The sequence below is a fragment of the Streptococcus orisratti DSM 15617 genome, from assembly GCF_000380105.1.
Classification (GTDB): Bacteria; Bacillota; Bacilli; order Lactobacillales; family Streptococcaceae; genus Streptococcus; species Streptococcus orisratti.
The window spans coordinates 1-15749 of the sequence record NZ_KB904469.1; the positions used below are offsets into that span (position 1 = coordinate 1).

The 15749-nt window shown below is 37.8% G+C and carries 12 protein-coding genes and 1 pseudogene; all 13 read left to right on the forward strand.

Annotated features, from left to right (window positions below; all coding sequences use genetic code 11):
• The first annotated feature begins 402 nt into the window (after nucleotides 1-402).
• Nucleotides 403-1446, forward strand: coding sequence for a phenylalanine--tRNA ligase subunit alpha (pheS, locus tag A3I7_RS0105950; protein WP_018375871.1), 1044 nt, complete (start codon nucleotides 403-405; stop codon nucleotides 1444-1446).
• A 36-nt stretch (nucleotides 1447-1482) separates the two neighbouring features.
• Complete coding sequence (locus A3I7_RS0105955; protein ID WP_018375872.1) at nucleotides 1483-2007, forward strand: GNAT family N-acetyltransferase; 525 nt, start codon at nucleotides 1483-1485, stop codon at nucleotides 2005-2007.
• Between the two features lie 69 nt (nucleotides 2008-2076).
• The gene (gene pheT, locus A3I7_RS0105960) at nucleotides 2077-4482 is read left to right on the forward strand and encodes a phenylalanine--tRNA ligase subunit beta (protein ID WP_018375873.1); all 2406 of its coding nucleotides are present in this window, start codon (nucleotides 2077-2079) and stop codon (nucleotides 4480-4482) included.
• 67 nt (nucleotides 4483-4549) lie between these two features.
• Entirely contained in the window at nucleotides 4550-6163 is a 1614-nt protein-coding gene (locus A3I7_RS12560) for an McrB family protein (RefSeq protein ID WP_018375874.1), read from the forward strand.
• Entirely contained in the window at nucleotides 6144-7463 is a 1320-nt protein-coding gene (locus A3I7_RS0105970) for a 5-methylcytosine restriction system specificity protein McrC (protein WP_018375875.1), read from the forward strand. Before A3I7_RS12560 ends, A3I7_RS0105970 begins: the two co-directional genes overlap by 20 nt.
• A 33-nt stretch (nucleotides 7464-7496) precedes the next feature.
• A pseudogene (locus A3I7_RS13160) lies at nucleotides 7497-7896 on the forward strand (cytidine deaminase family protein).
• Between the two features lie 286 nt (nucleotides 7897-8182).
• Nucleotides 8183-8740, forward strand: coding sequence for an RNA polymerase sigma factor (locus A3I7_RS0105980; protein WP_018375877.1), 558 nt, complete (start codon nucleotides 8183-8185; stop codon nucleotides 8738-8740).
• Nucleotides 8724-9467, forward strand: coding sequence for a hypothetical protein (locus A3I7_RS0105985; protein ID WP_018375878.1), 744 nt, complete (start codon nucleotides 8724-8726; stop codon nucleotides 9465-9467). Before A3I7_RS0105980 ends, A3I7_RS0105985 begins: the two co-directional genes overlap by 17 nt.
• Nucleotides 9458-10321 carry an ABC transporter ATP-binding protein gene (locus A3I7_RS0105990; protein ID WP_018375879.1) on the forward strand — a complete coding sequence of 288 codons (864 nt, stop codon included), beginning with the start codon at nucleotides 9458-9460 and terminating at the stop codon, nucleotides 10319-10321. Before A3I7_RS0105985 ends, A3I7_RS0105990 begins: the two co-directional genes overlap by 10 nt.
• Before the next feature lie 5 nt (nucleotides 10322-10326).
• Entirely contained in the window at nucleotides 10327-11484 is a 1158-nt protein-coding gene (locus tag A3I7_RS0105995) for an ABC transporter permease subunit (RefSeq protein ID WP_018375880.1), read from the forward strand.
• Between the two features lie 113 nt (nucleotides 11485-11597).
• On the forward strand, nucleotides 11598-12455 hold the full coding sequence (locus tag A3I7_RS0106000) for a helix-turn-helix domain-containing protein (protein ID WP_018375881.1): 858 nt from the start codon (nucleotides 11598-11600) through the stop codon (nucleotides 12453-12455).
• A gap of 400 nt (nucleotides 12456-12855) precedes the next feature.
• Complete coding sequence (locus A3I7_RS0106005) at nucleotides 12856-14046, forward strand: MFS transporter (RefSeq protein WP_018375882.1); 1191 nt, start codon at nucleotides 12856-12858, stop codon at nucleotides 14044-14046.
• Between the two features lie 95 nt (nucleotides 14047-14141).
• Nucleotides 14142-15539 carry a C69 family dipeptidase gene (locus tag A3I7_RS0106010; RefSeq protein ID WP_018375883.1) on the forward strand — a complete coding sequence of 466 codons (1398 nt, stop codon included), beginning with the start codon at nucleotides 14142-14144 and terminating at the stop codon, nucleotides 15537-15539.
• Nucleotides 15540-15749: the final 210 nt, after the last annotated feature.

The window sequence follows — 15749 nt, forward strand, 5'->3', positions numbered from 1 at the left end:
AGTTACCAACTTGTCCCATAGTAAGTTCTACCTTATTTTTTTGTCTCAGTCTAATTTCCAGTTTTGGTGTTAGACTAGAATTTACTTTGAGAATTTAGGTTATACCATGATATGCTATTTCAAGGAGAAAAGTGATTGAAAAAATCTCAGATATTTGTTACACTAGTAGTTAATTGAATAGTGTCTTATGAGACTAGTAACTTAATGGAAGTCTAACAGGGAAGGTTGGTCGTTGACTGGAAGCCAATCAGATGGAAGTTTTGCCAATTCACTCATGTAAAAAGACAAACAATTAAGGTCTGCTTGTCAGATGAAAACGGATGGTACCGCGTGTCAACGCTCCGATGTGGAGTTTGACGCGTTTTTTGTTTCAATCAGGCCTTAAACAGGGAAAGGATAACCATGGATTTACAAACTCAATTAGAAGAATTAAAGACTTCAACTCAGACTAAATTGGCTGAAATGAAAGGTAATCACGCTAAAGAACTACAAGATCTTCGTGTTGCTGTCTTAGGGAAAAAAGGCTCTCTAACAGATCTTTTGAAGGGGCTTAAAGATTTGTCAAAAGAGGAACGCCCTGTCGTAGGTAAAATGGTCAACGAAGTTCGTGACATTTTAACAGAGGCTTTTGACGAAACGGCTAAAATTGTTGAAGCCGCAAAAATTCAAGCACAATTAGATGCAGAAAGTATCGATGTGACCCTACCAGGTCGAAAAGTTTCTTTGGGAAATCGTCATATCCTCAGTCAAACTAGTGAAGAAATTGAAGACATTTTCTTGGGGATGGGGTTCCAAGTTGTGGATGGTTTTGAAGTTGAACAAGATTATTACAACTTTGAGCGGATGAATTTGCCAAAGGATCACCCAGCGCGTGATATGCAAGATACCTTCTACATCACTGAGGAAATCTTACTTCGTACTCACACAAGTCCTGTTCAAGCGCGTACGCTTGATAAACACGACTTTTCGAAAGGTCCTTTGAAGATGATCTCACCAGGGCGTGTCTTCCGTCGTGATACAGATGACGCTACTCACAGCCACCAATTCCACCAAATTGAAGGTCTTGTTGTCGGTGAAAATATTTCAATGGGTGACCTCAAAGGAACACTTGAAATGATTAGCCAAAAAATGTTTGGTGCTGATCGTAAGATTCGTCTTCGACCATCTTATTTCCCATTCACAGAGCCATCCGTAGAAGTTGACGTTTCATGTTTCAAATGTGGTGGTAAGGGATGTAATGTCTGCAAGAAAACGGGTTGGATTGAAATTCTTGGTGCTGGTATGGTTCACCCTCGCGTTTTAGAAATGTCTGGCGTTGATTCTGAAAAATATTCTGGCTTTGCTTTTGGGCTTGGTCAAGAACGTATCGCAATGCTTCGCTATGGTATCAACGACATTCGTGGTTTTTACCAAGGGGATGTCCGTTTCTCAGAACAATTTAAATAACGAGAGAGGATAGAAAAACGATTGGAGGGAGAGCTATTGTCAGAAATAACGATAAAAAAAGTGACTTTGGACAAGTTAGCAACTTTGCAAGAACTTAGCATTCAGACTTTCCGTGAAACTTTTGCTTTTGATAATACCGAAGAGGAACTCCAACAGTTTTTTGATGATAGTTATACTTTGGAGCAACTCAAAAAAGAGATAATCAACCCAGAATCTGATGTTCGTTTTGTCTTGGTTGATGGGCGTGAGGTTGGCTTTATGAAAGTCAATTGGGGTGCTGCGCAGACTGAGCACGAATTAGAAAATGCCTTTGAAATTCAGCGCATTTATATCCTTAACGAGTGTCAAGGATTAGGCTTAGGTAAGAAATTATTTACGCTAGCGCTTGATATGGCAAAAGAAGGTCGCTTTGATTGGGCTTGGTTAGGTGTCTGGGAAAATAATATCAGGGCACAGGTTTTTTACCAAAAATATGGCTTTGAAAAATTTTCAGAACACTCTTTTAAAGTTGGCGATAAAGTAGATACAGACTGGCTTATGAGAAAAGCCTTAAAAGAATAACAGTAGAAGGGATAAAGAAGCTTACATTTCAAATGCGTTTTGAATGTAAAAAGCTTTTAACACATTATTATGTTAGTAAGTTATAAATGGTTAAAAGAGCTTGTTGATGTTGATGTAACAACACATGAGCTTTCTGAAAAAATGTCAACAACAGGAATTGAGGTTGAAGGAGTTTCAACACCATCTGAAGGTTTGACAAAACTAGTTGTTGGTCACGTTGTATCTTGTGAAGATGTTCCAGAAACACATTTGCACCTGTGCCAAGTTGATACAGGCGATGATGAATTGCGTCAAATTGTCTGTGGAGCTCCAAATGTGACTGCTGGAATCAATGTTATCGTAGCAGTTCCGGGTGCTCGTATTGCGGATAACTACAAAATCAAAAAAGGTAAAATCCGCGGTATGGAATCACTTGGTATGATTTGTTCGCTTCAAGAACTTGGTTTGCCAGATTCTATTATTCCAAAAGAATTTTCTGATGGTATTCAAATTTTGCCTGAAGATGCTAAACCAGGTGATAGCATTTTCCCATACCTTGATTTGGATGATGAAATCATTGAATTATCTATCACACCAAATCGTGCGGATGCTCTTTCTATGCGCGGGGTTGCTCATGAAGTGGCTGCTATTTATGGTAAAGAAGTTCATTTCCCAGAAAAAGAACTTCAAGAAGTTTCTAAAGCTGCAAAAGACGTTATCGATGTTGCTATCGAATCTGATAAAGTTTTGACTTATAAAGCGCGTGTTGTTGAAAATGTGACTGTTAAACCAAGTCCACAATGGCTGCAAAACCTTTTGATGAATGCTGGTATCCGTCCAATCAACAACGTTGTTGATGTGACAAACTATGTCTTGTTGTACTTTGGTCAACCAATGCACGCTTTTGATTTGGATAAATTTGAAGACAAGAAAGTTGTTGCACGCAGTGCGCGTGATGGTGAAAAACTGGTAACTCTTGATGGTGAAGAGCGTGATTTGATAGCAGAGGACATTGTGATTAGCGTAGCTGGTAAGCCTGTTGCTCTTGGTGGAGTCATGGGCGGTCAGGCGACCGAAATTGACCAATCTTCTAAAAATGTGCTTTTAGAAGCGGCTGTCTTTGCTGGTAAATCTATTCGCAAAACCAGCAGTCGTCTCAACTTGCGTTCAGAATCTTCTTCGCGTTTTGAAAAAGGTATCAACTATGCAACTGTTGCTGAAGCTCTTGATTTTGCAGCAGCAATGCTTACAGAATTAGCTGACGGAACAGTTCTTGCTGGTCGTGTTGAATCTGGTTCAGTTCCAACTGATGATGTTGAGGTATCAACGACTCTTGATTATGTTAATGTTCGTCTGGGAACAGAATTGACTTACGCTGACATTGAAGACGTCTTTGCAAAACTTGGTTTTGGTGTTGCGGGTAATGGTGATAAATTTACCGTTTCTGTTCCACGTCGTCGTTGGGACATTGCTATCCAAGCTGACTTGGTAGAAGAAATTGCCCGTATCTATGGTTATGACAAGTTGCCAACCACTCTGCCAGAAGCTGCTGGAACAGCGGGTGAATTGACAGTCAGTCAAAAATTGCGTCGCCAAGTGCGTACGATTGCAGAAAGTGCAGGTTTGTCAGAAATTATTTCATATGCTTTAACAACGCCTGAGAAAGCTGTAGAATTCGCTCTTAATCCTAGCAATGTGACCGAGCTTATGTGGCCTATGTCAGTTGAGCGTTCTGCCCTTCGTCAAAACATCGTATCCGGTATGTTGGATACTGTAGCCTACAATGTAGCGCGTAAGAACAGTAATTTGGCTATCTATGAAATCGGTAAAGTTTTTGAACAAAAAGGCAATCCAAAAACTGAATTGCCAAATGAAATCAATACCTTTGCCTTTGCTATTTCTGGATTGGTTGCTGAAAAAGATTTCCAAACTAAGGCAATACCTGTTGATTTCTTCTATGCTAAAGGTATCGTTGAAGCTTTGGCAGACAAGCTTGGCTTAGCCTTGGATTTTGTTGCTGACAAATCTCTGGCAAGCATGCACCCAGGACGTACGGCAGCTGTCATGCTTAATGGTGAGACTATTGGTTTTGTTGGTCAAGTGCATCCGCAAACAGCCAAAGACTATAGCATTCCACCAACTTACGTGGCTGAATTGAACTTGGATGCTATTGAAGCTGCGCTTTCTGACGACAAAGTCTTCCAAGAAATCAGCAAATTCCCTACCGTTTCTCGAGATATGGCTCTGCTTTTGGACACAGAAATCAGCCATCAGGATATTGTAGCTGCAATCCAATCGGCCGGTGTCAAACGCTTAATTGCTATTAAACTCTTTGATGTCTTTACTGGTGAAAAGCTAGGACTTGGCAAGAAATCAATGGCCTACAGCCTAACCTTCCAAAACTCAAGTGACAACCTGACTGACGAAGAAGTTGCCAAATACATGGAAAAAATCACCAAAGCCCTAACCGAACAAGTCGGAGCGGAAGTGAGATAATCATTAGAATCCATCCTAATAGGTGGATTTTTTGGTATAATGTAGAATACAAGAATGTGAGGAAATTATGGATCTATCAAGTCAAAGGGAAAAAGAATTTAAAGCGTGGTGCCATCGTAAGAAATCAAAAGATGGTTGGATAGCTGAAGATGCAAAGGCGAATTGGCTAAGTGGCAATAAACAATGGAATGATAGCAGTGATACAAAATTTAGCTCAATTAAGGAACTCTTGTTAGAGATAAAGGTCCTTACAAGCAAGGAAAAAAAAAGTTTATCAACACTTCCAGAAAATTTATTTTCCTTGGAAAGGACTGATTTTTTAGAAGCTAAGCTAATCATTGATCGAATAATAAAAACTTATCCTAAAGAGATGCAGGAGATTATTAACCAAAGATATGTCGGTAATCCACAGCGCATCCAATATGCTAATTTTAAGAAAAGAGATTATGCTAAAGAATACTTGATTTTTTTAGAAAGTGAGAAGCTAGACATGAAAAAAACTCATATTGGTGCATTAAAATCCTCCAAAAACCTCATCTTCCGCGGTGCACCGGGCACTGGTAAGACTTACCTAGCCCGTCAGATAGCAGCCGAGATGATCGGTTGCGATGTGGAGGAGTTGGGAGATAATCCTCAATTTGAATTTGTCCAATTTCATCCCAATTATGACTACACTGACTTTGTCGAAGGGCTTCGTCCTGTTAATGTTGATGGTAGTATAGGCTTTGAACTACACGATGGTATTTTTAAAGCATTTTGTGAGAAAGCGAAGAAAACGGGTGAAAGTGGTGGACAAGATAATTTTGATTCAGCTTGGAATGCCTATCTTGAATTTATTAATAACAATGATGAAAAGGAGCGATTGACAGAACAATCTTATCTGACGGTTAACAGTCGAAATAATTTAAATGTCAACTATGAGAGCAAAGCTCAAGGAACTGTTCTAACAAAGTCTTATGTTTACGAACTTTATAAAAATAGTTCATATGATAAACAAACCTACTATCGTGGACAAGGAAGAAAGGTTCTTGAAAAATTAGAAAATAAATTTGAGCTTATACCTTATAAGAAACCAAGTTCTGAAGTGGCGGATAAGAATAAACCGTTCATCTTTCTTATTGATGAAATCAACCGTGGAGATATGGCTAAAATTTTTGGAGAGCTGTTTTTCTCGTTGGACCCCAACTATCGGGGAACGACTGGTGCTATTTCGACACAATACGCTAATATGCATGAGACAGATGACAAATTTTATATTCCTGAAAATGTCTATATCATTGGAACTATGAATGATATTGATCGTTCGGTGGATACTTTTGATTTTGCGATGCGTAGGCGTTTTAGGTTTGTGGAAGTGAAAGCAGAGGATAGATTGGAAATGTTGGACGAGCAATTAGGCGATAATGCTGAGGAAGCGAAAACACGCTTGACCAATCTCAACAATGTTATTTCAGACACAGAAGGTCTCAATTCTCACTACCATATCGGACCGTCTTATTTCTTGAAATTGAAGAATATCGCTTATGATTACAATGTACTTTGGTCTGATTACTTAGAGCCGCTTTTAGAGGATTATGTCCGCGGGCAACTTAACGAAGCTAAGCTGATGGAATCTTTTAAGGATGCTTATTATCTATCCGATAAAGTTGAGGAAACTGCTGATGATACAGCTCAAGGATAACGGTAAGAAACAGCGAAATGATGTTAAAATATCAGATGATTTTTTAAATCAAATCGCTAATAAAACTTTAGAGAATTTTCAGAAAGAAGGCCTTTTTATCTTTCCAGCTGATTTATCAGAATCCAATGATCTTGAAAGCAGTCAAAAGATTTTAGAAACGATTGGAAATGAATTACAGACCGGCAATGTCATGGGAATTTTGAAGCGTGGTGAAGAAGAGCTTTTCATTCAGTCTCGTTTCGATGATGAGAATAATTTCTTTTTCTTCTATATGCTGGAGAAAGTGCTGCATTTCAATGTGACTGACTTTATGATGAGTGCACGTAAACATAATTACCTCAACTTTCTAGTCTTTCTTTTTCCCTATTATCTCAACAAAGCCTTGACCAAAGGCATTTACAAAGAGTATCGGCATTTTCACTATAATGATGCTAACCTCCGTGGGCGTATTGATGTTAATCGTTTTCTCAAGGAGGACCTTCCTTTTATAGGAAAAATTGCTTATGATACACGTGAGCGGAGCAGTGAGAATGCGGTAATCCATCTGGTGCGTTATACCATTGATTTTTTAAAGAAAAAGGGATATGACAAGCTTTGGCTATCTGATAAGACCAGCCGTGAAAATGTTGATGTCATTGTCCAAAATAGTCAGAATTACCAAAAGAAGTCTTTATCTCAAATTTTACTGACCAATATTAAGAAACCGCTGCGTCATGCTTATTATCATGAGTATCGGGATTTGCAACGACTTTGCATTGCCATTTTAAGACGGGAAACTGTCATGCCTTACCAGCAAAACCAGCAGGAAGTTTCAGGTTTCTTGATTGATGGCGCCTGGCTCTGGGAAGAATATCTAGCGACCTTGTTACCTGAATTTGAGCATCCGCAGAACAAGGCGGGAAAAGGTGGTATTTCTGTTTTCCAAAAAGGTAATGGTCGAAAAGTTTATCCCGACTTTTACAATCGCCATTCCAGTATTGTTTTAGATGCCAAATATAAAAGACTGGAAACGACTGAGAAGGGTATTGCTCGGGGAGATTTATTTCAGCTGATTAGTTATTCTTATATTTTAGAAACCCGAATAGGTGGTCTACTGTTTCCAAGCAATGAAAAAGGGGTTGACAATCATATTGGAAAGCTAAATGGTTATGGTGGAATGTTGAAAAAATGGTCTCTTTTGCTTCCTCAAACCAGCAGCAACTACAATGATTTTGTCAATCAAATTCAAAAATCTGAAAAAGTATTTCAAGAAAAAATCAGCAAAGCCCTAACCGAACAAGTCGGAGCGGAAGTGCGGTAAGAAAGGAAGCAGACGATAGATATCTGGTAAAAACTGTATGAGGAAGCTAAAAGAGGTTACAACTCCTCACTATGTCTCTCCCCTCATCTATGCCAATCATGTTGTGGCAGCTATTGAGGCTGAAGACGGTCAAATTTTTACAGGGTACTGTTTTGAAGCGACCTCGGGAGTTTTCCACCTCTGTGCAGAACGCTCTGCCGCCTTTAACATGTACCAGCAGTCTGGTCAAACAGCAATTAAATGCATCATTGCCTTTTGTGATAAAGCACCTTACGGTGAAGCCTCTGGCATGCCCTGCGGAGCTTGCCGTGAATTTCTGTTGCAACTGTCTGAGAAAAACAAGCAGACGGAATTTATGGTTGATTACGATAAACGAGAAACCATCACACTTGGTGAACTCATGCCACTCTGGTGGGGAGGTAGGTACAAATGATTTAGAATGAATGCCTATATTTTAAATATTAAATATTATAAGCAAGAGGAGAGTTTGTCTATGACACTCTCTTCTTTTATGATTTTTATTACTTCGTTACCTCGCTTTGCCATCCTCCAATCATGCCTGCAGATTGTTACCTAGTACTAAAAGCAAACTGGAATGACTATAGTTTAAAAAGCTGTTTCTCAATTCTAAAAAATTAATATAAAAATGTTATTGTTTAAATGATTTTTTGAAAAATATTGTTAATATAGAGTGAAGGACAGTTAGGATATGAGGATTTATGTTAGAAGATTACATCTTAATTCATAAAATAAAAAGAGGCGATACAGACGCTTGGGAAAAGTTGGTTAAAAAATATTATGATGGCATTTATTGTTATTGTGTTCGTAGATGCTATGGTAATAGAATTTTAGCGACTGATTTGACACAAGACATCTTTGTGAAGCTTATCGAAAATATTTATCATTATCGCTATTCAGGAAAACTATACAATTATCTTTTTACCATTGCAGTTAACACGTGCCACAATTATTATAAAAAGAAGCAGATTGACCAAATAGAACTGAATGAGCAACAACTTATTTCTAACAGGGAGACGCCCATAAATCATTTAGAAACACAGGTTGAGCATCAACTCATTCAAGAAGCATTGGATAAATTGCCGACTCACCAAAGGGAAGCAATTATTTTGAAATATTATCATGGTTTGAAAGTCAAGGACATTGCTAAAATCAGTGGTGTCGGGGTCTCAACGGCACAATCACGTATTTATCAAGGGTTAAAAAAATTAGAAAAATTATTAGATAGGGAGGATTTCTTAAATGACAAAAGAGGTTGAAAAAAAACTACAGACCTATCATCTGGTAAGTGATAAAAAAGGGATGTCTTCTGTGATTGACTATGGTCAAAAGAAAATAATGTCAAGTCAAGTAGAACGTTACGCTTATCTTAATCTGTTGCTTCATGCACTTCGATACATTAATTGGCAAACATGGATAAGTCAATTTGGTATTCTGCTTATTAGTGTAATAGCCGTCTACCGTTTTTCTTTTCTCACGACAGCTAGTTTGATGAAAAGTCTAACGTTTCTACTTGTTATTTCGGTACTATTTTTTTTAGATGAAATCTTTAAAAGTTTCACATCAGGAATGTGGGAATTAGAACAAACTTTCAAATACGACTTGAGGCAATATACCTTGACGAAACTGTTTATTTTAGGTACGGTTGATTTGTTTCTCATTTTTGTATTGTCACTTCTAACGAAGTCATTATATGCTATTCCATTTTTTAAAATTATGCTTTACTTACTTGTGCCTTACAATCTCATTTGTATTCTGTTGTTAGTGCTAGTAGGGATTTGGAGAAGAGGGGTGTCTCTTCATCATATGTGGATGGTAACAGGAATTCTTTTTATGATAGGTTTTATTGTCATGAATCAGTTTTCAATCTATCAAGTCAAATTGGTCTATTGGTTGGTAATTTATTTGATAACAACAGCTTGCTTAATTGGCCTTATTACCATTCAGATTCGGAAAATTATGGAGGATAGATTATTATGGAATTAAAATTGGAGGGCATTCAAAAATCTTACGGTAGTGTAAAAGTTCTAGATAGTATATCTTATACATTTACTGCCGGAGTCTATGGTTTGCTTGGAGCAAATGGATCTGGGAAAACGACCTTATTTCGCATTATTTGTGGGCTAATGAAACCTGATTATGGTCGAGTAAGTTACAATGGAAAGGAGATTGTCAATCAAGCAGAAGCCTATCGAACGATTTTAGGATTTTTACCACAAGAGTTTGCTTACTATCCAGATTTTACAGCCAAGAAATTCTTACTTTATATCGCAGCTTTAAAAGGTTTATCTTCTTCTCTAGCCAATCAGCGTTGTCAAGAACTGCTACAATTAGTTGGATTGGAGAATATTGGAAATAAAAAAATCAAGAAGTTCTCTGGTGGAATGAAACAACGTTTAGGAATAGCGCAGGCCCTAATCAATGACCCACAAATTTTAATTTTAGACGAGCCAACTGTTGGACTGGACCCAAAGGAGAGAGTTAAATTTCGCAAATTACTTAGTAGTATTTCAAAAGACAAAATTGTTATTCTTTCTACTCACATTGTTTCTGATGTAGAGGCTCTTGCTGACGATATTTTAATTTTAAAAGAAGGGTGTATTCAAAATAGCGGTAGTTCTCAAGAATTACTTTTAGAAATTAATCATCAGGTTTGGGAGTGTCGGGTGACAGAAAGTCAAGCGAAACAATTAGAAATAAATTATGTTGTGAGCAATCGTCGTCATGAAAATGGTCAAGAAATCTTAAGAATAGTATCGTTAGTAAAGCCTATAAGAGACGCTGAAGAAGTAGCACCAAATTTGGAAGACTTATACCTCTATTATTTTAGAGAGGAGTGAAGGTAATGAGACTATTAAGCTATGAGATTCAAAAGGTATTGAAAAATAAAACTATTATTAGCTGTCTTTTTGTTAGTTTATTCATGTTAAGCGGCATTTTTTATGTCGGTTACTATCAATCACATTCTCAGTTGTCTGGAAGAAGTAATATGGCTGATGGTTATACCAAGACCATTGATCAGAAAATCTCCAAAGATTATACAGGCGATTTAACAGATGATAAAGTCAAAATGATTTTGTCAGATTATTTCGAGACCTATCAATCACACATAAGAAAAAACAGATATGAAGGGCCTTTCTATCTCTTTTACTGGCAAGTAGCAGATACTTATATAAGTCAAGAAAAGACGGAAGATATTTACACAAGTATGATTGATGCTGTTAATAAGGGACAACGAGTAACCATTAAAGATGTTGTTCTTCGTAGTGTTAACGCTATTGGCTTCAAAACATTTCAAAAACCACTCAAGATTGGAAATTATGTGCCTTGGGGAGATTTATACAAGGTGCAAAGTAATATTAGCTTATTGACTGCTATTCTCATAATGCTTATTGCTTCCCTTATTTTTTCAGAAGATAGTTCAAGGCAGATGAATCAAATATTATATAGCACAAAATATGGTAGAAGCAAATTGATTTCAACAAAATTATGGGCAAGCTTGTTATTGTGTTTAATAATTTATTTGTTGACTCAATTTTTAAACTTGATGGTATTCAGTTTGATGTATGACACAAGTGGTTGGAATTCTAGTATTCAAACAAATTTAGAACTCAAATTTTTTGATTTTCCATTGGAATGGAATCATCTACATCTTTATTTATGGATGTTGGGACTTCATTTTGCTGGACTTCTGCTAGTCACAGGAATGTCATTACTTATATCTCTATTTGCTCAATCACCTTTGACCTCTTTTACAAGTTCACTTACTCTCTATTTATTACCAATGTTCTTACAACGTGTCTTTCAAGAGGGTCTGGTAAATACTTTATTGTATCTTTTTCCTATAAATCAGATAAATGCTTTAAAGCTAGTAGCATTATTTTCAAATTTTAAAGTCTCTTTTATAATTACTAACTTTATAGGATTTGCGGTCTTGTCTAGTGCAACCTTATTACTTTTTGCGTTAGTCCACTATTTTGGTAAAAAATGGACATTTGCTTAATACCTAAAATGAATCATTAGGAGATATCGCTTATCTCCTTTTGCTTTTTTCAAAATTTGATATAATAAGAACACAATTTTTAATGAGTACATTCTTGTCAGAAAGGAGTTTCTATGTTCATATACGGTCCGATTTTTAGGGAGTTTCGGAAAAATCGTCAGTTTTCTCTCAAGCAGGTAGCGTCAGATGATTTGTCTGTATCGCAGCTGTCTCGCTTTGAACGGGGAGAATCTGACCTATCTTTAACCAAGTTTTTGCAGGCTTTAGATGCTATTGGCTTATCAACGAGAGAATTTATGGATAGGGTTAATGATTATCAGAGAGTTGGTCAAAAAGTGCTCATGTCTCAGATGGCGAAATACCATTATCAGAAAAATGTGGCTGGTCTAGAAGACATGATTCTAGATGAGGAAGAGAAGTTGCGTAAGGATTCTTCAAATATGAGAGCGAAACTAAATATTATTCTCTTTAAAGGGATGATTTGTGAGTGTGCCCCATCAAGGACAATGAATCAGTCAGACTTAGACTTTTTAGCAGACTATCTGTTTCAGAAGGAGCAGTGGGAGATTGATGAATTAATTTTAATTGGTAATCTCTATCGTTATTACAAGACGGATCTTATTTGCCGCATGGTTAAGGAAGTTCTTAAGCGTAAGGACTTTTACCAGGATGTACCGACCAACAAGAACGTTGTGGAAACGACTCTCTTAAATGTGGTAGAAACACTGACTGAGCGTGGAGACTTGCTTGAGGCAAGCTATTTTTTAGAAAAAGTCGAGCCAATGCTTTATAATGAACGCAACGCCTATCATCGCATTATTCTGCTTTACGAAAAGGGCTTTTTGGCCTATGCCAAGGGGCATTCATCTGGTTTGGAGATGATGAAAAATGCTATCTTTTGTTTTCAAGTCACAGGCTCTAAATATCATGCTCAGACTTTTCAAGACCACTTTACCCGTGTTACTAAGTAAAATTCCTGTTTATGGGAATTTTTTTCGTTTGTCCTTTTAATCTTTTATAATAACAATAGACCAAACAAGATGATTATACTCAATGAAAATCAAAAGTAGCCTAGGAAACGAAGCCGACGATAGAACTTGAGTTCATCAAGGCAAGTTGACAACGGATAATTTTGATTTTCGAAGAGTATTAGCCTCTTCGAGCGTCAAACTCAGACATTATTAGACTTATTGGGAAGAAGATTAGTCTTGCCTGCACACTGCGGATAGGAAATACGTTTGAATTATCTGCAACCTTTCATCCTATCTTTACTAGAAAGTTAGTTTGTGTTTATTCAAGTCTGTGACAGATTTTTGATTGTAAAGAAGCCGTCAGCAGTTTGGTTATATATTTTAGATTAAGGGGATTATTATGAATTTAAATGGACTTAAATTATTGTCTAGCCGTGCCATTAACAAACTGGGTGATGTTTTGTATGACTACGGAAATAGCACTTGGATTGCTTCTATGGGCAGTCTGGGTCAAAAGTTTCTTGGGATTTATCAAATTGCAGAGCTATTGGTGTCTATCGTTCTCAACCCTTTCGGTGGTGCTCTGGCAGACCGTTTCAAACGAAGAAAAATTTTACTGGTAACAGATGGGCTTTGTGCTATTATTTGTCTGGGAATTTCTTTTATTGGCAATACGCAGTTACTACTTTATGGCCTTATCGCGGCTAATGTTATTCTTGCTATTTCCAGTGCTTTCTCTGGTCCTGCCTACAAATCTTATATACCAGAAGTAGTAGATAAAACAGACATTGTCACCTACAATTCCAATCTTGAAACTGTCGTGCAAATCATTAAGGTAAGCTCACCTGTAGTAGGGTTTTTCATCTTTAATCATTTGGGTATTCGTTTGACCCTTGTCATCGATGCTTTGACTTTCTTTTTATCTTTTCTTTGTCTCTATGCTATCAAATTAGAAACCGAGGAAGAAGTTGAACCAACTAATAAAACCTTAGCAGCCAAGGCTATTGTCACTGATATTTTAGAAGGCTTTACCTACATCAAAAAGGAGAAAGAAATTTTCTTCCTGCTAGTTATCGCTGCGCTGATTAATACTTTCATTGCTATGTTTAATTACCTTCTCCCCTTCACAAATCATCTCTTCAAGGATTCCAGTGCTTATGCTAGTCTTTTGAGTTTGGCAGCAGTGGGATCGATTATCGGGGCACTAGTCGCTAGAAAAGTGAAGAACAGTATGAGCTCTCTACTATGGATGCTGGCCTTCAGTGGTCTGGGTATGATGGTCATATCTCTATCACCACTTTTGAATTTTCCTGTGTGGCTTTCCTACAGCGGCAACCTCCTTTTTGAAGGATTTCTAACCATTTTTAACATTCATTTTTTCAGTCAAGTTCAGTTGCGTGTTGCCAAGGCCTATATGGGGCGAGTTATCTCAACTATCTTCACTATTGCCATCCTCTTTATGCCTCTAGGTACACTGACCATGACCCTTCTACCAGTAGCTCTATCAGTGGCCAGTTTCATGGTTCTGGGCTCTGCTATTTTTCTTATGTCAATGCTAGCGCTAATCTATGTACGACGAAACTTTAGTTAGTCTTAGGATTTACTGCTAGATTATAAAACTTACTTTGAACTTTTCTCTTAACTGTGATAGGATAGAGAAGAAATTAAATAAGTGAGGAAATACAAATGAGTTGTACTACAATTCTTGTCGGAAAAAAAGCGTCCTATGATGGTTCAACCATGATTGCCCGTACAGAAGATTCACAAAATGGTGACTTTTGCCCTAAACAGTTCAAGGTTATCACCCCTGAAGAACAGCCCCGTCATTACAAATCAGTTTTGTCTAGTTTTGAGATTGATTTGCCTGACAAACCTATGCGCTATACCTCTGTCCCAAATGCGCTTGATAATGAAGGAATTTGGGGAGAAGCGGGAATCAACGAAGTCAATGTAGCCATGAGTGAAACAGAGACTATCACAACCAATAGTCGCGTTTTGGGAGCAGATCCTTTGGTAGCCTCTGGTATCGGTGAGGAAGATATGTTGACGCTTGTTTTGCCTTATATTCATTCTGCACGAGAGGGTGTAGAGCGTTTAGGTGCCATTTTAGAAAAATATGGAACTTATGAGTCAAATGGTATCGCCTTTTCTGATGTGGATGACATTTGGTGGATGGAGACTATCGGTGGACATCATTGGATTGCTCGCCGAGTACCGGATGATGCCTATGTGACCAATCCAAATCAGTTGGGAATTGATCATTTTGAATTTAACAATCCAGATGATTATATGTGTTCGAGTGATTTAAAAGAATTTATTGCCAAATATGATCTGGATTTGACATATTCCAATGAACATTTCAATCCACGCTATGCATTTGGTAGTCAGCGTGACAAAGATCGTCATTACAATACCCCACGTGCTTGGGCCATGCAGCGATTCTTGAACCCAGAAATTGAACAAGATCCACGCAGTTTCTTTATTCCATGGTGCCAAAAACCCTATCGCAAAATCACTATTGAGGATGTCAAATATGTTCTTAGCAACCATTATCAGGACACGATTTATGATCCTTATGGACCAGAGGGGAGTTCGGTCAGCCAACGTAGTTTCCGTACTATCGGAATCAATAGAACCAGTCAAACAGCTTTAATGCAGTTGCGCCCTAATTGCCCTCATGAGACCACTGGTGTCCAGTGGTTGGCCTATGGATCTACGCCTTTTGGGACAATGGTGCCCTTCTTTACGCAAGTCTCAACCACACCAGCTTACTTTGCTAACACGACTGCTGATGTATCTACCAATAGTTTCTATTGGGTTAATCGCTTGATTGCTGCGATTGCAGATGCTCATTTCCACCAACATGAAGGTGATATTGAAGCTTACGTTGAAAAAACGATGGCTCAGGGCCATGCTATGATTCACACAGCTGACAAAGCTTTGGCAAATGGTGAAGCGATTGATTTTGAAGCTGAAAATCAAGCGATGAGCGATTTTCTTGAAGCAGAAACCCAAAAGTTGCTTAACAAGATTCTCTTTGATGCTAGCAATCTTATGACTAACCGCTTCTCAGTCAGTGACTAAGCTATTTCCCAATAAAACAGTGCCACTGTTCCGCATCAGTTTCAAAAAACCTCTGCGAGTTTTAGTCACAGAGGTTTTTTAGTCTTTTAGTTTGCTTTTAGTACAAGGCAATAAGCTGCAGGTTGCTAGAACAGCCTCTAGGCTGTTCTAGGTTGGAAATAAGACATGCGAAGCAAGTCACTTTCGTAAAGTACGGCAAAGCGAGTTAAA